An 18067-nucleotide genomic window follows, 5' to 3' on the forward strand; every position below is an offset into this window, starting at 1 on the left:
ATGTATAAATGTTTTATAATAGATGATGAGTCACATGCCATCGAAACTTTAAAAAAATATGCAGCAGACAGTGCACATTTAGAGGTTATTTCCTCTTCGCAAAATCCACTTGAAGCCATTAAATATATTAATGAAAATAAAGATATAGATATTACCTTTCTTGATATTGATATGCCTGAAATGTCTGGCCTGGATGTAGCTGATTTAATTTACAAAAACACAGCCATTATCTTTACAACCGGTCATGCAGGTTATGCTGTACAGGGTTTCGAAAAAAATATTTCGGATTTCCTGCTAAAACCTATTTCCTTTGAGAAATTTTTAAAATCAGTAACAAAGGTTATTGATAAAATAGAAGGGCAGAAACCACAAACCTTACCTAAAAATGAAAGTTATTTTTTCGTAAATCCAGGTATAAAGGGTAAAATGCTTAAAGTTAATTATGATGATGTAGAGTATATTGAAGGGTTAAACAACTATATTGTTATCCATACCCCTCAAAACAATCACATTATATACCTGACAATGAAGGAGATTGAGGCTGGATTGCCAACTATTAATTTTATCAGAATACATAAGTCCTATATCATCAATATTGATAAAGTAACGATGATGGAAGGGAACAAAATAATGATTGATAAAATGATTTTACCGATAGGTTCATCATTTAAAGACCAGCTTTTGAAAAAAGTAAATAGTAATATAATTAAAACTCATCGTTAGTTGTATAATTAAGATAAGCCTGATGTTTTTTCATAAAGTGATAGGCAAGATATTCATAAGATCTTGGATCAGTTTCAAATATTCTATTTATATGCATATGTATCAAACTTGAAATCAAATTATATTTATCAATAAGTTTCCAATTTGATATTTTTTCATGAAGTAAAATAAGTAATTGATTAAAATAAGGATAAGCTTTATTCTTTCTCTGAACAGAAAATTGTTCATTTTCAATTAGTTCAGACTGAAAATTCCTGTATCTAAAATCCATCTTACGAATAATCTCTTTATCACTATCATTAAATTCCGCTGAAAAACCGGCAAGGATAGAACCAAGAAATTCAATTCTTTCCTTTTTATCCTTAATTAAACACTTTACCATGAACAGTGTAGAATGCACGGCAAAATTTAATTTGAATCTCACTTCCGACCCACCTGTCTGAATAGCATCAAGGATAAAATCACTATCCAAATAAAACAATGATTCTATATCATCTATTAATTCTGCCGAATATCTTTCAAGTTCTCTTTGATATGTATCCATTAAAATCGCCTGTATTTTCCCGGATTGATGTAATGGCTTTAACTTTGCACTTAGTTCAGTAAATAAATTTTGAGCTGATTCTTTCGCTGTAAAAAATCTTAACCTGATATGATGATCTGGATCATTATATCTAATGAAAAACCATTTAAATTCTGGGTTGTTCTCTTTATATTTACGGATAATCGGTAAAATATGATGAATCAGGATACTATCCATGAATGAATTATGTGCATATAGCTTAAAGTACAGCCACTCATCTCCCAAAAAAAATGAGCGCTTGACTTTTAACTTTTTAGTATTCCCTATTATACCTGATATAGAGTCAGGCAGAGCATATGATTTAGATTTATTTACCACACATGCTATGAATTGGCTTGCGTAAGGTCTTTTCTCAAAATCATGCAAGTCTGCATACTTAGGAAAAACATATTCCCTTAGCGTTATTGATTTCTTATTTCTGATACATCTCTTAAACATATCGATATCATCTGTACTGGCTGTGTTAAAAACAAGAAAATTATCCCTTTCATACCAGCTAAAATAAACAGGCAATAGTAGCTCTTGTTGCACATCCTTAAAATTCCCTTCTACTATTCTCTTAATTTTAGTCTCATCAAGAATCCATCTCGCAGCAGACAAGACAGCTTTGTCAAGTTGTACACGTGGATAATAATCCAAACCTGGAAAAAATTGTTCCAAAGAAAAGCCCAAATTGGTTTTAATTCCCTGGTGCTGTAAATCGCAGAGAAACCTAAAAGCAGGAATAGTTGTCAGTTGAACATTATAAACTGAGGAAAGTCTTGGTATCACGTATTTATTGAGTTTAACTGACCTCAACATAATAGTATTCCCATTCATAGAAATCATTAGATCATTTAATTTGATCGTACTTTCTTCAGAACGGGCTGAATGTGTCAGTATAGGTATTTCATAAGGATAAAAATGCCCTCTTTGTTTTATATTTGAAGCTTTATTAGGGGGTGAAAAAGAAATTTCAGCAAAAATAAAATCATTATTTACAGCCATTTCCTGTTCACAGATATTCTTAAGCTGTTTTTCAATTAACCCATTAGGAGCACCAAATCTCGCTCCTAATTCTATACCTGATGCACCACTAATCTGATCTATCCACAATTCCTGATCAACATTTTTATATAAAATAGACATCCCGGGCGGTAACATAGATTTACTTTCAGGTAGTGAATTAATATCTTCAGGGGTAAGTATAATTTTGTCTGATCCTGATTTAGAAAGATTAGTCCATTTCTTAAAAATCATCTTTTCTGCCTCTCCCCATTTCATTCTGCTTTCTGGCTCCTGAGGTTTTCTCAAATCATCTATAAATCCATTATTCTGATTATCAAAAGCAGCTGTTAAATTATCATATCCAATGCCAATTCCCGGATCCATTACCTCCATTAATGGAACTTCACGTCTTTCATATTTCTTTTTAAAGGCTATCTTAAATTCTTTCATTACCTCCCCGCTCCTATCAACTGTCAATTTATCCAGACTTTTGATCAATGAAATAAATTCAGGATGCACTTCACTATTTAATCCTCCTGTAACTTCACGCTGGTACAAACTATAAGGGGGCCTGTACTCATTCCTTCCACTAATTTCTTCAATGTGTGCAAGAATTGAAGACAATGCATCACTTTGATCATTAATCGGGGCAGAAAATGTTTTTAAGGCATCAAGATTAAGATTAGGGTATTCTTTCAATACAGTCAGGCATCGTTCATTATATAATACGCCAGTAACATTAGGCATCAGTTCCGAAACAATTACTTGCCCTTTTACCAAATGATTAAAATAATCTTCCGCACCAGCATCCTCTCCATATTGTTTGACCAGGTAATTAAGGATAGCACCTTTTGTTTGTCCCTGATCAATAAACCTCAATAGTTTCTTTAAACCAGGAATTACTTTTAAATGTACAATAACATGTTTATCCTGCTCAGAATATGCCTGACTGACAAAATACAACTCTCCTGCCGTAGTGTACATAGAGTTATTCGTATAATATCGGACATTCGACAATTCTTCTAATTTTAATGTATCAATATAGTTAAGAATTGATACAAAATCAGGAATTGCAGTCAGCTGTCCTTTACCATTTAAACGTAGTGGATTTTCTTGCTGGAAGGTCCATCCTGCAAGAGAAAACGATGAAAAGAGACCATATGGCAATGGCCGGAAGCACATTCGGTTCAGATACTTCCACAGCGTTATTTTAGCATGCTCATCCAATTGATCATAATCAAAACACTTTTTTTTAAGCTCCAGATATAATGTCTGACTTGCAAAAAACAAACTCGCTTTGAAGAAGTCTGTTTTTAATACTTTTTGTAAAAACAATAAACTAAAATTCTGGTAACTATAAGCAGGTGATCGGACAAGTAAAAATGAGTCAACAGCAAAATCTGGCATTTTGAGCAATAAATATATTTGGTATAAAACAATTCCCCTAACGGTGAAATTTATAAAAAAAAATCAACCTCATCGCAGGTCTATATGCAACTTTGTCCGAAAACGAATAACAAAAATAGCTAACACACTGATAAACAAATCAATAATATTATTAATAAATATTATAGAATACAATTATTAAAAAGATTATAATTTAACAGCAGAGATGCGGTAAGCACATCTTCTGCCTCCGTCAACGATATACTCTATACGTTTGATAGGTATGTTTTCACCAATAACAGTTTGCAGTGTTTTGAATTCTGCATTGCAGATCGCCGGATTAGCATGAGCAGCAGCACCTATCGGGCAATGATTTTCTATAAAAATAAACCCTTCATCATCTTTGATGACCTGGGCCATGTATCCTTCTTTTGTGCGGATAGAAACAAAATCGTTGATCCTCTTTTCAAGATCAACCACTCCTTCCAGTTCTTTCAGATATTTATCAGTTCCTTTCTCACCATTAGCAGTAATCAATTGTGAGACTGCACCTTCGCCCAGAAGCTCTTTCATGACTTCCATCAGCTTCACAGTAAGTGCAGCATGTGTATCAGGGAAGCGGGATTGTCCCATACTGGTGAGGGACCATAACTGCTGTGGCCGGCCTCTCCCTGTTACAGTTTTGCTGGAAGTTACCAGGCCTTCTTTTTCTAAACGGAGCATTTGGAAACGTGCACCCTCAACTGTCACCTTAAATTCACGGGCAAGCGACAACAGAGACTGTGGCCCGCTGGTTTTCAGCAGATTCACAGCACCTTCCCTAAATGGCGTTTTATTTTCCATTACAACCAGCCCAATTCTAATTTAGCTTCATCACTCATCATATCTCTATCCCATGGCGGATCGAAAGTAAGACGTACTTCTACCTCATTAACACCCTCAACAGCTTTCACCTTAGTCTCTACTTCACCCAGAATTTCACCTGCAGCCGGGCAGGCAGGTGCAGTAAGTGTCATATAGATATGTACATTATTATCTTCCATCATATCAATCTTATAGATCAGGCCCAGTTCATAAATATTAACTGGTATCTCCGGATCATAGATCGTATGTAATGCCTCCTCTATTTTATCTCTTAACAATGGTTCATTCATAACAACTCGTTTTAGTCCTGTGTCTTAAAGGCCAGGGCGTACATTTTCATTTGTTTTAACATGGACAGCAACCCATTGGAACGGTTAGGTGACAAGTGGTTCTGTAGCCCTATCGTATTGATAAAGTATAAATCAGCATCAATTATTTCCTGCGGGGTATGCCCCGATAAGACCCTGATCATCATGCTGATTAATCCTTTTGTAATAATTGCATCACTATCGGCAGTAAACCAGATCTTACCGTCTTTATATTCAGGCTGAAGCCATACACTTGACTGGCAGCCCTTGATCAGGTTTTCAGGCACTTTATATTGCGCATCAATCAGCGGAAGTTCTTTCCCCATATCAATGATATTCTCATATTTATCCATCCAGTCTGAAAAAAGCTCAAACTCTTCGATAATTTCGTCCTGTTGTTCGTTAATCGTCATCTGTAAAATTAAATAAGTATCGCAGCAGCTCTTTTTATACCTGCTACCAGTAAATCCACTTCCGAACGGGTATTGTAAAAAGCAAAAGAAGCACGGCAGGTTCCTGGAATACCAAAAAAGTCCATAACCGGTTCAGTACAATGATGACCGGTACGAATAGCAATCCCTTGTTTATCAAGAAGTTCACCTAAATCATAAGGATGTACGCCATCAATTAAAAATGAAATTACACTTGCACGTTGTTCTGCCTTACCGATAAACCTCAGATTAGGTATTCCGGCAAATAGTTCCAATGCATAATTTAGTAAATCATGTTCTTTTTCCTGTATAGCATCCAGGCCAATGGAATTTACATAATCTATTGCTGCCCCCAGTCCGATAGCACCACTTATATCCGGCGTACCTGCTTCAAATTTATAAGGTAATTCATTGTATATGGTCTTTTCAAAAGTGACCGTTTTAATCATATCACCTCCACCCTGATAAGGGGGAATCATATTCAACCACTTTTCTTTACCATAAAGCACACCAATTCCGGTAGGTCCATAAATTTTATGTCCCGAAAAGGCAAGGAAATCAATATCAAGTTCCTGTACATCCAGTGGTAAATGCTGTATTGCCTGCGCAGCATCAATCATCACAGGGATATTTTTTGCATGGGCCTGTCTGATAATTTCTCTGACCGGATTAACTGTTCCCAAAGAGTTTGACACGTAAGTAACCGAGATCAGTTTTACGCTTTCATCCAAAAGACCAGGTAAGGCATCCATTTGCAGCACTCCATTTTCATCCATAGGAATGACCTTTAGTGTTGCTCCCCTCTCTTCACAAATCATTTGCCAGGGTACAATATTTGAATGGTGCTCCATAGCAGAAATCAGAATACTATCTCCTGTATTCAGAAATTTCCTTCCAAATGAAGAGGCAACCAGGTTAATCCCATCAGTTGTCCCTTTAGTAAAAATAACCTCATGGCTAAATGCAGCATTGATAAACTGACCAACCTTATGACGGGCTTCTTCGTAAGCTGCTGTCGCCTGCTGGCTTAACAGATGTACACCACGGTGGACATTGCTGTTGCAGGTTTTATAATAATCCTCTACAGCAGCTAAAACTGCTGTAGGTTTTTGTGTGGTTGCTGCATTATCAAGGTATACTAAATCTTTACCATATACTTTTGTATCCAGTATAGGAAAGTCTGCTCTGATATTTTCTGCTATCGATCTGCCCATTTCTATTCCTTTTAAATGATTGTTGATAATGAGTTTTCCATCTTTTTATAAATTAAAGACTGGACAAAATCTTTCACTGCCTCATTTTCAATTTTCTGAGTCACGTCAAACATGAATGCTTCTACCAGAAGTTTACGGGCAGATTCTTCAGAAATCCCTCTCGACTGCAGGTAAAACAAGGATTCAGGATCAAACTGACCTACTGTACAACCATGGCTGCATTTGACATCATCCGCAAATATTTCTAATTGAGGTTTCGCAAAAACCTGCGCCTTATCACTCAATAAAAGATTATTATTTTGCTGAAAAGCATTGGTTTTCTGAGCCGGGCGTTCTACAAATACTTTTCCGTTAAACACCGCCTTACCTTTATCCAATAACACCCCTTTATAAATTTCATTGCTGTCACAATGTGGAAATCTATGATGAATTGCTGTATGGTTATCTGTTAACTGATGACCCGCTACCAGATATAAACCTAATAAATGAGTTTCAGTTGCAGTACCATTCAAAACAATTTCCAGATTATTACGGATCAGTTCTGCACCAGGTAAATTAAACATAAAGTTATCATAACGGCTATTGCGTTCCTGTGTGACATGGTTGTAATTGATTAACCTGTCTTCCGCAGCATTATCCTGAATTACGTATTGAATCAGATTTGCATTTTCTTTAACCGTAATCTGGGATACGCTATTCATCAATACACGTTTTGCGTGTCCAAGAGAAACTGCACTATCAATTAATTCAGCTTTTGCATGCTCATTGACGATGATTAAATGACGCGGCTGATAAAGCATATTTTCATCAGCGGTATAAAGATGTATGATCTGTACTGGTTTATCCAATACTACATTCTTTGGTACCTCAATAAAATATCCATCAGTAAAAAAAGCTGCATTCAAAGCATACATTCTGTTACCTTCTGCTTCTTTACAGGTAATATAATTTTTATAACTTTCTGTATTGATAATACTTTCCAATGGAAGTACACTCAATTGATCAGCTTCTGGCAAAACAGATAAGTCAAATTGGATCTTACCATTCAATAAAACCAGTAACCAGGCATCAAGACCAGGAATAATTGCATTATTTATTGCAGTCTTAGCTTCCTGCTGATCTACTTCACCATTAGTCAGGGAAAAAGTATCAGTCAGAAACGGAGCCAGATTAGTGAATTTCCAATCCTCATCTTTTGAAGTAGGAAATCCTTTAGCTTTAAACAGTTCAAAAGCATCTTCTCTTGATTTTGATAAATCAACATTAGAATTCCCAGCTTTTGGCGTGTTCTCAAACTCAGCGACCAGTTGATTATAAAATGGAGTTGTAAGCTGATTTACCATCTTAAATTTTGTTTATTGATTCATTGCCATGGAACTCTTCTTTCAACCAGTCATATCCTTTTTCTTCCAGTTCCAATGCCAGTTCTTTTGTTCCTGAACGTACAATCTGGCCATTGTACAGTACATGTACAAAGTCAGGTACGATATATTCCAGTAATCGCTGATAGTGGGTAATTAAAACAAAAGCATTATCTGCTGAACGTAATTTATTAATACCGTTAGATACAATACGCAAAGCATCAATATCAAGTCCTGAATCTGTTTCATCCAAAATGGACAACTTTGGCTCAAGCATAGCTAACTGAAACACTTCATTTCTTTTCTTCTCTCCGCCAGAAAAACCCTGATTCAGAGAACGGTTAGCCAATTTTGCTTCAAATTCAACCAAAGCTTGTTTTTCTTTAGTCATTTTCAGAAACTCTTTAGCCGAAAGCTGAGGAAGCTCACGGTGCGTTCTGATTTCACTTAATGCTGTTCTTAAGAAATTAATATTCGATACTCCAGGAATTTCTACAGGATATTGAAAAGCAAGAAAAACACCTTCACGTGCACGTACTTCAGGCTTCATGTCCAACAGATTTTTACCATCCAGCCAAACTTCACCTTCAGTAATTTCGTAATTTTCACGACCTGCAAGCACAGAAGCCAGTGAGCTTTTACCAGATCCGTTAGGCCCCATAATCGCGTGTACTTCACCAGCTTTCACTTCGAGGTTAATTCCCTTTAATATTTCTTTTCCTTCAATATTCGCATGAAGATTTTTTATTGATAACATATGAGTTCTATATTTTTTTATGATCTACCCTACGCTGCCTTCGAGTGTAAGAGAAAGTAATTTTTGAGCTTCTACTGCAAATTCCATTGGTAATTGATTCAGTACATCCTTTGCATATCCGTTAACAATTAACGCAATAGCCTGTTCTGCATCAATTCCACGCTGATTCAGATAAAATACCTGATCTTCTCCTATTTTGGAGGTTGTAGCTTCGTGCTCTATGGTTGCTGTATTATTTTTAGATTCGATATACGGGAAAGTATGCGCACCACAACGGTCACCTATCAACAGAGAATCACATTGCGTAAAGTTACGTGCATAAGCAGCCTTAGCCCCCATTTGCACTAAACCGCGATAACTGTTCTGTCCCTGGCCTGCCGAGATCCCTTTAGAGATAATCCGGCTTTTAGTATGGGCACCAAGATGATATATTTTTGTACCAGTATCTGCAATTTGCATGTTATTGGTTACTGCAACAGAATAAAACTCTCCTGATGAGTAATCACCCTGCAATAAGATACTTGGATATTTCCAGGTAATTGCAGAACCAGTTTCTACTTGTGTCCATGAAATTTTAGCACGCTCACCACGACAGGCACCGCGTTTGGTCACAAAATTAAAGATCCCTCCTTTTCCTTCTTTATCACCAGGGTACCAATTCTGTACTGTAGAATATTTAATCTCCGCACCTTTCATAGCAATGAGCTCCACTACAGCAGCATGTAACTGATTTTCATCACGCATAGGTGCTGTACATCCTTCCAGATAACTTACATAGCTATCTTCATCAGCAATAATCAGTGTACGTTCAAACTGACCAGTATTTTCAGCATTAATCCTGAAATACGTGGAAAGTTCCATAGGGCACCTTACACCTTTAGGGATATATACAAAAGATCCGTCAGAGAATACAGCTGTATTTAAAGAAGCAAAAACGTTATCCGTATGCGGAACTACTGACCCCAGGTATTTCTGTATCAGTTCAGGATGATCCTTAACAGCATCACTGATAGAACAAAATATAATTCCAAGTTCGTTTAAATGTTTTTTATAAGTGGTAGTTACCGACACACTATCAAATACAACATCCACAGCAACTCCCGCCAGCTGCTTCTGTTCTGACATCGGGATACCCAATTTTTCAAAAGTACGCAGCAACTCAGGATCAACTTCATCTAATGATGCATATTTGGCCTGTTGTTTAGGTGCAGCATAGTATGAAATAGACTGAAAGTCAATTTCAGGCATTTTGAAGTTTTGCCATTGCGGCATTTCTTGCTTCTGGAAAGCCTTGAAACCCTTCATACGCCAATCGAGTAGCCACTGAGGTTCATTCTTTTTTGCAGAAATAAACTTCACAGTATCTTCGTTGAGTCCGATTTCAGAAATATCCATATCAATTGCTGTAACAAAGCCAAATTCGTATTCACGGTTTGCCAGTTGTTCGAGCATCAAATCATCTTTTTCCATCATTATTCAGTTTAAAAACTTTATCAGCAGCGTTCGGATAGCTGGTGGACAAAGCAGGAAACAAAGATAAGTAATGGGCTTAATAAACAAAGGAATTACTTTGTTTATTACAATACAATGAGTTTAAAAGACACAATTACTCTGTATCAAAAACATTATTTGCACTTTATGATTTTCCACTTAGATTTACAGCCGTATTTTAAAGATCTTAAAATGATAATAAAACCAAGAATTTATAAGCGTGCTGTCTTGCAGACGATGTTTTTTATTGCCACTGCTGTTGCGCTTCCTGCCTTTGCCCAACAAAAAACTGAAGACCCTTTATTGAAGATCTACAGGGGAAGTGCAGAAAAGATCAACGATCTGATCCACACCAAACTGGATGTCAGATTTGATTATAAAAAACGTTATTTATATGGGAAAGAATGGGTAACCATTAAACCACATGTTTATGCCACAGATAGTTTAAGGCTGGATGCAAAAGGCATGGATATCAAGACTGTTGCCATTGTAAAAAACGGAAAAAACATCCCGCTTAAGTATACGTACGATAATCTTTCCCTGGCAATAACACTGGATAAAAAATATCAGAGTACAGAGAATTATACAATATATATAGATTATACGGCAAAGCCGGATGAATTAAAACTGGAGGCCGGTGCAGCTATAACAGATGCTAAAGGGCTCTATTTCATTAATCCGGATAGTACCGAAAAAGGTAAACCGGTACAAATCTGGACACAGGGTGAACTGGAGAGTTCTTCGGCATGGTTCCCTACCATTGACAGAACCAATCAGAAAACTACGGATGAAATCAGTATGACTGTACCGGGCAAATATGTGACTTTGTCAAATGGCAGACTGGCTTCTCAGAAAAAAAATGCCGATGGAACCAGAACAGATACCTGGAAAATGGAATTACCGCATTCCCCTTATTTGTTTATGATGGCTGTTGGTGATTTTAAAATTTATCGTGATAAATGGCGCGACAAAGAGGTGAGCTATTATCTGGAACCAGCTTACGCACCTTATGCAAAGGATATATTTGGCTTCACACCCGAGGTGATAGAATTCTATTCAAAAATATTAGGAGTAGACTATCCATGGAACAAATATTCGCAGATCGTAGTGCGTGATTATGTAAGCGGGGCAATGGAAAACACGACAGCTACACTACATGGTTCTTATGTACAGGGTACCGCACGTGAACTGGCAGACAGATATTATGATAAAGGAAGAAGCACTATTGTTCATGAGCTGTTTCATCAATGGTTTGGTGATTATGTTACTGCCGAGAGCTGGAGTAATTTAACTGTGAATGAGTCTTTTGCCGATTTTAGTGAAACCTTATGGGCAGAACATAAATACGGACAGGATACTGGTGATGACCATAACAATGAAGCCCTGCAAACTTATCTTGAAAATCCTGCAAATGCAACTAAAGACCTTGTGCGTTTTCATTACCATGCTGCCCAGGATATGTTTGATGAGGTATCCTACAAAAAGGGAGGCCGTATTTTAAATATGCTGCGTAATTTCCTGACTCCTGATGTCTTTTTCAAAGGGTTAAACATTTACCTGAAAACAAATGCATTTAAAAATGGCGAAGGGCAGCAATTGCGTTTAGCGATGGAAGAGGCCAGTGGAAAAGATTTAAACTGGTTTTTCAATCAATGGTATTATGGCGCCGGTCATCCTCTGCTGGACATCAAATACAAATGGGATGAAGCAACTAAAACACAGACTGTTTATTTGACCCAAACACAGGAAGGAAAAGCATTTCAGTTGCCAATGGCAGTAGATATTTACAATGGTACTCAAAAAGAGCGTCATCAGATCTGGATGCGAAGTAAATCAGATACCCTGACGTATAAATTACCTGCACAGCCCAAACTGGTGAATGTAGATGCTGATAAGATTACATTGAGTAAAAAAACAGATCACAAAACAATCAATGAGTTTTTATTCCAGTATCAGCATGCCCCATTATATATGGACAGACTGGAAGCAATCGAAGCAGCAACAGCACAACAAAAAGACCCTGCTGCACAACAAATTTTATTGGCTGCTTTACAGGATAAATATTACGGGCTGCGCATTAAAACAATGAACAGTATAGATCCACAGAATATTGCTTTAACTACCCCTGCTATACCATTGATCCTTAAAATTGCAAAAACAGATGATAACAATCTTGCAAAAGCAGAGGCTATAAAAATCATTAGCGTAACCCCGGATGCTGCCCGGCAGTTACCAATTTTCACCGAAGGTTTAAAAAGCTCTTCATATGCAGTACAAGGTGCCTCCTTATTTGCAATGTCAATTTTAAAGCCTGCCGAATCATTAGCTATTGCCAAATCTTTCGAAAAAGATAACAAAGGTGAATTAACAAAAGCGCTGACTACTGTTTATGCACAAAATGGAGATGATACAGAATGGCCTTTTGTTTACAAAAATTATCAGGAAAGTGATCCTCAGGCACAATTTGAAATGCTTAAAGATTTTGCGATGATGACCGCCCGTGTTAAAAGTCCTGAGTATTCCGCGCAGGGTATTAACGCCTTAAAAGCAATCGGAATAAAATACAAATCTCAGGGAGCCGGCCCCGTAATTACCGGTGTACTTGATCAGATTAAAAAAGTACGTCAGCAACAGAATGATAGTTCTTCTGTGAAACTAATCGGAGAAGCCCAGCAACAAATTAAAGATAAAAAAGATTAAATAGCTGAGCAGAAATATCAAGGCCCCTTTCAGGATATCAATCTCTGAAAGGGGCCTTTTTTATTAGCCGATTTAGGTTCATGACAAATCCCGTTCCTTAAAGAACCTGTTCTTCAAGCAGAAACTTTAATTTTTCGTCTGCATCTTTACAAAATCCCGGATGCACCCTTGAGGTCTGCAGAACTGTACTCCGCATAGCCGTAAGCCAGCGAAACCTGGAAGCAAGATCAAGCTGACCGATTGGCCCGCTTTCTTTTCCGCCATTACAAATTCTTTTTAAAGCCTCCAGATTATTTTCAATAGCCACAATATCTGCCGTCCCTGAAAAGACACTGAGTTTTTCCTTATTTAAAACAATATCAGCTTGCAGGAATTTCTGTTTAGCGCAATAAAGAATGACACCGACATTTATAAACTCTTCACGTTCTACCCTGGGTACAACGCGGATTACCGCATACTCAAATAAGTGACTGTCTTGCATCTTGTGCTGCTTTTACAAAAATTTCTGAATTGGTAATTCTCAGTTCCAGGAACCGTGCATAGGCATTACGGTGTTCTTCGGCAGAATCAAAGGTACGTTCTTCACATAACCACGCTGTGGGAATCAAACCTACTATGGCATGAATCAGTTCTTTAGTCAGAACCGGTCTGAATTCTGCGTCTACAGCTTCCAGTTCGGAAGCCCAGGGCAACAATACATGATCTTTGATCAATGTAAATGGCCGCTCTGCCTGTTCTTCCCAGTTCTGCCACGAATGATGAAAATAGAGGGAAGCCCCATGATCAATCAGCCATAGTTCTTTATGCCAGATCAGCATATTGGTATTCCTTGCAGTACGGTCCATATTGGTCAGCAGACAATCCAGCCAGACAATTTGTGAGGCAAGTTTCGCATCTATGGTGGTAACTGTCGGGTCAAATGTAATCGCACCTGAAAGATAATGTAAAGCAAGATTAAGCCCTACACTGGCTTTGAGCAGATCTTGTATTTCTTCATCCGGTTCTGTTCGTCCAAAAGCTTCATCAAGGTTAGCCAGTACAATTTCAGGTATTTTAAATCCAAGGGCACGGGCAATTTCCCCGCCGATAATCTCTGCAATCAGTGCTTTTACACCTTGTCCCGCACCGCGGAACTTGAGTACATATAGAAAATCATCATCGGCCTCTGCAATAGCAGGCATGGACCCTCCTTCGCGCAATGGCGTAACATAACGCGTTACGCTGACGGTTCTGAGTTGAAGTTCATTAATATTTATCATAAAAAGACGCTCTTGGTAGAGACGGCTTGAAATTTAGGCAAAATTATTTCAAAGACCTCATTTAAAAACCCGGAATGTTTTTACAGGTTCATCATAATGTTTGCCGGCACTTACATTTTGTGGGATTAAAAGAAGTAAAATAAGCAGCAAACGAAGAGATGTTTCCAGGTCCATAACAGGTAGATTTTTATAAAGCATGAAGTAAAAGAGGTAAAGGAGCGGAAAAAGGGCTGGCGGCAGAAGTACCGATATAAATTTTGGATCTCCAGACAATAAATGTACAGCTGCTAATCAACTTACTATAATCAAGATTCCCGGATTTATCCAGCCCCTGTCCAAAAATCAAGGTATAGGTTTCAAAACGGCCCAATCCTTTTGGTATATTTTTCATAATAATACTTCCGGAGTATTGATAAGGGGCAGCTTTACTTGTAGCAATCATATTTGTTCCATCATAAATACCGGGGCTGAATTCCCCATGGAACAATGCAATCCATTTTTTGTTTGACTTAATTTGATTGCAGCATGGACTTGTAAAGTGTGCAATCAGAAAATCGGTACCAATATTATCTGCATTTACACTTATATTACTGTAAACAGCAGGAAGAAGCTGATTAAATACAGCAGAAATTGTTAAAGAAAGAGTAGCTATAATAGTTTCCGTTTCTCTCCCCTTATCAATACCTAATCCAATGATGTAATTCTTCTTCCCAATGAAAAGCTGATCAAACGTATGTTCACCAAAAAGTTCACCACTGCCTATTTTTCTCGCCTGTAATGCTTCTGATGTTGAAAGAACAGCAGTTCCCTCCCATATAGCCAGAAAACACCCCATAGCCACAGGATCAGAACCAGGTAATAAACTAAATGAAACTGCTGCCTGCTCTTCATTTATCGGCTTTCCAATAAGTTGAATAACGCCTTGCTTACACATATAAATTAATGATTTTTTTAAGAACAAAATGTATCCTTCAAATATCAATCTGCCTGATTTGAAATGACAGGGTGAAAACAGCTTTTCGCCTTCAGCATTTTAGCTTTATTAAAAGGCAAAATGAAGTTTGCCGAAAGAAATAATTTACCTAGGTTAGCTCAAAAAAACACCCGTATTATGAAATTAAAATTTCCCATTTTATTTAGCGCATTAGTTGCTTTAAGTGTAACCGCATGCAAGCAAAAAGAAACTGCAGCTGTAGAAACAACCAGTAAAGGTGTAACTATACCAGATTCAGTTTTAGTTGATGTAACCACCGCGAGAGAATACGTTAAAAATTACGCTTCGCATGCAGGTTATGTTGATCAGACAGAAGAAGAAATCAGGGCACGTGTACCTAAAAAACCGGATACCCGCTGTGTTTGGTTTAGCAAAGACAGATTAAAACAAATGCTTAACCAGCTGGAAAAAGAAGACGGGGACGGTGTACGTTTTTATATGATCACTTACAATAATAAATATGATACTACGACAACGGATAAAAAAAGACCTGCGCCACCAAAAAAATATTGGGGATACAATACATTATTAATGGTTTCTACCAGACCTGTTGACACTAAAGAAGGAATTCTGCATTTCGATTATTATAAAGATATTGTTAAACAGGAAAGCTCTGCCAGCAAAACAGTAAACAAAGATAACCCTGGTTTTATCGTGACCTTCGTTCCTGAAAACAGAGGTGAATTATGTCCGCCGCCATCAAACTGTGTATCCATCGGAGCAACTTTATTACTAGACACTTTACCTAAAATTGTTTCGTTACCTAAATAATATGCAGGATTTTTTTACGGTCAACACGATTACGGAACTCATTTGCCTGTTTATAAGTATATTATGCTTATACAAAGATAAAAACATATACTGGAGGTCCTTTATTATTTATCTTTTACTGGTATGTACCGTAGAAATGGCTGGCATCAGTTTACGTCTGCAACACAAACCAAATTACGCTCTCTATACCTGTTTTCTGGTGGTTGAATGTACAATGATAAGTTGCTTTTTTTATTATTTGTACAAAAAATATCATCATAAACCTGGCCAGCTTTACAGCTGGTTAGGTTTATTCATTTTAGTATTTGCTCTTGAATTGTTCAGCAATCATTTTAGTAATTTTGCCTATAAAACCGCAGCTTTCATGTCAGTCGTTTTTGTCATTGCAAGCTTATATTATTATATGCTCATTCTACAAGATGAGCATTTCAGAAAACTTGAATCTTACCCTCCATTCTGGATAGTCAATGGAGTCCTGTTTTTCTATTTTGGAAGCACTGCATGTAATATATTTTTCGATTATCTTTTGCAGGAGAAAGCGCATTCGATAACTTTATCGACAAGGTATGTTACCTTTAATATTCTAAATGTACTTTTATATAGTTGCTGGTCATACGCTTTCATATGCAGATATCGTCAAAGGAATTAATCTTACTCATCGCCATCATCACATTCATTTTTCTGATAGCCCCTCTTTTTCTGATTATCTATATTTTTTTATACAATAAAAAAAAGGCTAAGCACCTGGAAGAAAAAGAGATACTAAGAAAAACATTCGAATTAGAGTTACTGAAAACCCAGATAGAAGTGCAGGAACATATCCTGCAAACTATCGCCAGTGACCTGCATGATAACATCGGTCAGCTACTCAGCCTGACCAGTATGACATTAAGTTCTATTAAAACTGATCATTTAAGAGAAGAAAAGATTAATACCGCATCAGAATTAACGCAGCGTGCGATTAAAGAACTGCGCCAGCTTTCAAAAAAGATGAACGGGCAGGAACTGATCAAAAAAAGTCTTGGACATGCTATTGCATATGAGCTGGACTGGCTGAAAAAGGGTTTGGCCTATGAAATTCAGTTTAATGATCATACTACCCACCCCATTCCTGCACATGCTGATAAAGAACTGATTATGTTCAGGTTATTTCAGGAAATATTAAGTAACATCCTCAAGCATGCACAAGCCAGCCTGATTCAAATTACAATAGACCAGACTAAAGACCATTTAAGTCTCTTTGTAAAGGATAACGGAAAAGGGTTTATTCCGGAAGAAAAGATAAAAGACGGCGATGGCTTAGGCTTATTCAACCTTCAGAAAAGGACATTGATGATGGATGGAAACTTTACAATTAATTCTAATCCTGGTATCGGTACTGAAATCCATGTTTCCATACCTTACAGCTAAAATATTTTTATATTTTTTTCCATTTAATTGCCTCTGTCTTACAGCAGATTTCAAGCAGCAGGAACAAAAACAGACGAAGTAATTTATATTGTTTCGCCAAAAAACCAGCAATAAACATTTTTAATTTATAAATTTAAGCCGCGCTCTTATATGGAAGAAAAAAAAATAGTTATTGCAATTGTTGATGATCATACTTTATTTAGAAAAGGGATGATCAGTCTGTTAGAAGAATCGGATGAAATTGATATTCTTTTTGATGCTTCCAATGGAAAGGAAATGATCTTAAAGCTAAATAAAGATAATCTGCCTCAGGTTATACTGATGGACATCAACATGCCACAAATGGATGGCTATGAATCAACCAGATGGATTACCGACAATTACCCGCAAATCAGAGTGCTTGCTTTAAGCATGTATGATGAGGACAAACCTATTATCGAAATGCTTAAAAGTGGTGCCGGGGGATATTTACTAAAAGAATCCGGAACTTCTGATTTAATTACTGCAATCAAAACCCTCGCAACTCATGGTTATTTCATGAACAACCTGGTTTCAGGCAAACTAATCAGGTCGCTGCAGGAAAATAGCTCTTCCAGAAACCTTCTTCAGGAAATTTCAGCTAATGAACGTAAATTTCTGGAGCACTGCTGCTCGGAGTTTACTTACAAAGAAATTGCAGATAAAATGAATCTCAGTCCACATACGATAGACAATTACAGGGAATCCTTATTTCAGAAATTTGAGATAAAATCCCGTACAGGCTTAGTGTTGTTTGCGCTCAGAAATGAATTAATTAAATTATAAAAAGAGCACTGATTTTCATCATCA

16 protein-coding genes are annotated in these 18067 nt (G+C 37.0%); 5 read left to right on the forward strand and 11 right to left on the reverse strand.

Going from position 1 to position 18067, the window contains the following annotated elements:
- Complete coding sequence (locus HDE68_RS18835; RefSeq protein ID WP_183883775.1) at positions 1-723, forward strand: LytR/AlgR family response regulator transcription factor; 723 nt, start codon at positions 1-3, stop codon at positions 721-723.
- Here the strand turns inward: HDE68_RS18835 and HDE68_RS18840 are convergent.
- The 8 genes from HDE68_RS18840 to sufB all read right to left on the reverse strand — a co-directional run bounded on the left by HDE68_RS18840 (position 707) and on the right by sufB (position 10087).
- On the reverse strand, positions 707-3700 hold the full coding sequence (locus tag HDE68_RS18840) for a lantibiotic dehydratase (RefSeq protein ID WP_183883776.1): 2994 nt from the start codon (positions 3698-3700) through the stop codon (positions 707-709). The two genes, HDE68_RS18835 and HDE68_RS18840, sit on opposite strands and share 17 nt — an antisense overlap.
- 186 nt (positions 3701-3886) lie before the next feature.
- Entirely contained in the window at positions 3887-4522 is a 636-nt protein-coding gene (locus HDE68_RS18845; protein ID WP_183883777.1) for a helix-turn-helix transcriptional regulator, read from the reverse strand.
- Positions 4522-4833, reverse strand: coding sequence for an SUF system Fe-S cluster assembly protein (locus tag HDE68_RS18850; protein WP_183883778.1), 312 nt, complete (start codon positions 4831-4833; stop codon positions 4522-4524). The genes HDE68_RS18845 and HDE68_RS18850 overlap by 1 nt, the downstream gene beginning before the upstream one ends.
- An 11-nt stretch (positions 4834-4844) precedes the next feature.
- A complete protein-coding gene (locus HDE68_RS18855; RefSeq protein WP_183883779.1) occupies positions 4845-5264 on the reverse strand; it encodes a SufE family protein in 420 nt (139 codons plus the stop codon).
- A gap of 8 nt (positions 5265-5272) precedes the next feature.
- Positions 5273-6496 (reverse strand): aminotransferase class V-fold PLP-dependent enzyme, encoded by a 1224-nt coding sequence (locus HDE68_RS18860; RefSeq protein ID WP_183883780.1) that lies wholly within the window; start codon positions 6494-6496, stop codon positions 5273-5275.
- Between the two features lie 11 nt (positions 6497-6507).
- Positions 6508-7839 carry a Fe-S cluster assembly protein SufD gene (gene sufD / locus HDE68_RS18865; protein ID WP_183883781.1) on the reverse strand — a complete coding sequence of 444 codons (1332 nt, stop codon included), beginning with the start codon at positions 7837-7839 and terminating at the stop codon, positions 6508-6510.
- A 1-nt stretch (position 7840) separates the two neighbouring features.
- The gene (sufC, locus tag HDE68_RS18870) at positions 7841-8614 is read right to left on the reverse strand and encodes a Fe-S cluster assembly ATPase SufC (RefSeq protein ID WP_183883782.1); all 774 of its coding nucleotides are present in this window, start codon (positions 8612-8614) and stop codon (positions 7841-7843) included.
- A 24-nt stretch (positions 8615-8638) separates the two neighbouring features.
- Positions 8639-10087 carry a Fe-S cluster assembly protein SufB gene (sufB, locus tag HDE68_RS18875; protein WP_221300801.1) on the reverse strand — a complete coding sequence of 483 codons (1449 nt, stop codon included), beginning with the start codon at positions 10085-10087 and terminating at the stop codon, positions 8639-8641.
- 210 nt (positions 10088-10297) lie between these two features.
- On the opposite strand from sufB, the gene HDE68_RS18880 reads away from it, so the two are divergent.
- Complete coding sequence (locus HDE68_RS18880) at positions 10298-12805, forward strand: M1 family metallopeptidase (RefSeq protein WP_260171807.1); 2508 nt, start codon at positions 10298-10300, stop codon at positions 12803-12805.
- 97 nt (positions 12806-12902) lie between these two features.
- Here the strand turns inward: HDE68_RS18880 and HDE68_RS18885 are convergent, their stop codons facing one another.
- From HDE68_RS18885 to HDE68_RS18895, 3 genes are all read right to left on the reverse strand, one after another.
- On the reverse strand, positions 12903-13286 hold the full coding sequence (locus HDE68_RS18885; protein WP_183883783.1) for a DUF3037 domain-containing protein: 384 nt from the start codon (positions 13284-13286) through the stop codon (positions 12903-12905).
- Positions 13264-14064 carry a HipA family kinase gene (locus HDE68_RS18890; RefSeq protein WP_221300803.1) on the reverse strand — a complete coding sequence of 267 codons (801 nt, stop codon included), beginning with the start codon at positions 14062-14064 and terminating at the stop codon, positions 13264-13266. Before HDE68_RS18890 ends, HDE68_RS18885 begins: the two co-directional genes overlap by 23 nt.
- Positions 14065-14251: 187 nt before the next feature.
- Positions 14252-14998, reverse strand: coding sequence for a hypothetical protein (locus tag HDE68_RS18895; RefSeq protein WP_183883784.1), 747 nt, complete (start codon positions 14996-14998; stop codon positions 14252-14254).
- A gap of 177 nt (positions 14999-15175) precedes the next feature.
- Here HDE68_RS18895 and HDE68_RS18900 point away from each other — a divergent pair, with 177 nt between their 5' ends.
- The 3 genes from HDE68_RS18900 (at position 15176) to HDE68_RS18910 (ending at position 18043) form a co-directional block, all read left to right on the forward strand.
- The gene (locus HDE68_RS18900; protein ID WP_183883785.1) at positions 15176-15829 is read left to right on the forward strand and encodes a hypothetical protein; all 654 of its coding nucleotides are present in this window, start codon (positions 15176-15178) and stop codon (positions 15827-15829) included.
- A 624-nt stretch (positions 15830-16453) separates the two neighbouring features.
- A complete protein-coding gene (locus HDE68_RS18905) occupies positions 16454-17239 on the forward strand; it encodes a sensor histidine kinase (RefSeq protein ID WP_183883786.1) in 786 nt (261 codons plus the stop codon).
- A gap of 150 nt (positions 17240-17389) precedes the next feature.
- Positions 17390-18043 carry a response regulator transcription factor gene (locus HDE68_RS18910; RefSeq protein WP_183883787.1) on the forward strand — a complete coding sequence of 218 codons (654 nt, stop codon included), beginning with the start codon at positions 17390-17392 and terminating at the stop codon, positions 18041-18043.
- The last annotated feature ends 24 nt before the right edge of the window (positions 18044-18067 follow it).

Origin of the sequence: Pedobacter cryoconitis (assembly GCF_014200605.1) — a bacterium.
GTDB classification, from domain to species: Bacteria; Bacteroidota; Bacteroidia; order Sphingobacteriales; family Sphingobacteriaceae; genus Pedobacter; species Pedobacter cryoconitis_B.

Excerpts from the sequence above, each read along its gene's own strand:
- HDE68_RS18855 (WP_183883779.1), bottom strand. The coding sequence starts at position 5,264 with ATGACGATTAACGAACAACAGGACGAAATTATCGAAGAGTTTGAGCTT.
- HDE68_RS18860 (WP_183883780.1), bottom strand. The coding sequence starts at position 6,496 with ATGGGCAGATCGATAGCAGAAAATATCAGAGCAGACTTTCCTATACTG.
- HDE68_RS18910 (WP_183883787.1), top strand. The coding sequence starts at position 17,390 with ATGGAAGAAAAAAAAATAGTTATTGCAATTGTTGATGATCATACTTTA.
- sufB (WP_221300801.1), bottom strand. The coding sequence starts at position 10,087 with ATGATGGAAAAAGATGATTTGATGCTCGAACAACTGGCAAACCGTGAA.
- HDE68_RS18895 (WP_183883784.1), bottom strand. The coding sequence starts at position 14,998 with ATGTGTAAGCAAGGCGTTATTCAACTTATTGGAAAGCCGATAAATGAA.
- HDE68_RS18890 (WP_221300803.1), bottom strand. The coding sequence starts at position 14,064 with ATGATAAATATTAATGAACTTCAACTCAGAACCGTCAGCGTAACGCGT.
- sufD (WP_183883781.1), bottom strand. The coding sequence starts at position 7,839 with ATGGTAAATCAGCTTACAACTCCATTTTATAATCAACTGGTCGCTGAG.
- HDE68_RS18840 (WP_183883776.1), bottom strand. The coding sequence starts at position 3,700 with ATGCCAGATTTTGCTGTTGACTCATTTTTACTTGTCCGATCACCTGCT.
- HDE68_RS18905 (WP_183883786.1), top strand. The coding sequence starts at position 16,454 with ATGCAGATATCGTCAAAGGAATTAATCTTACTCATCGCCATCATCACA.
- HDE68_RS18845 (WP_183883777.1), bottom strand. The coding sequence starts at position 4,522 with ATGGAAAATAAAACGCCATTTAGGGAAGGTGCTGTGAATCTGCTGAAA.
- HDE68_RS18835 (WP_183883775.1), top strand. The coding sequence starts at position 1 with ATGTATAAATGTTTTATAATAGATGATGAGTCACATGCCATCGAAACT.
- HDE68_RS18850 (WP_183883778.1), bottom strand. The coding sequence starts at position 4,833 with ATGAATGAACCATTGTTAAGAGATAAAATAGAGGAGGCATTACATACG.
- HDE68_RS18885 (WP_183883783.1), bottom strand. The coding sequence starts at position 13,286 with ATGCAAGACAGTCACTTATTTGAGTATGCGGTAATCCGCGTTGTACCC.
- sufC (WP_183883782.1), bottom strand. The coding sequence starts at position 8,614 with ATGTTATCAATAAAAAATCTTCATGCGAATATTGAAGGAAAAGAAATA.
- HDE68_RS18880 (WP_260171807.1), top strand. The coding sequence starts at position 10,298 with ATGATAATAAAACCAAGAATTTATAAGCGTGCTGTCTTGCAGACGATG.
- HDE68_RS18900 (WP_183883785.1), top strand. The coding sequence starts at position 15,176 with ATGAAATTAAAATTTCCCATTTTATTTAGCGCATTAGTTGCTTTAAGT.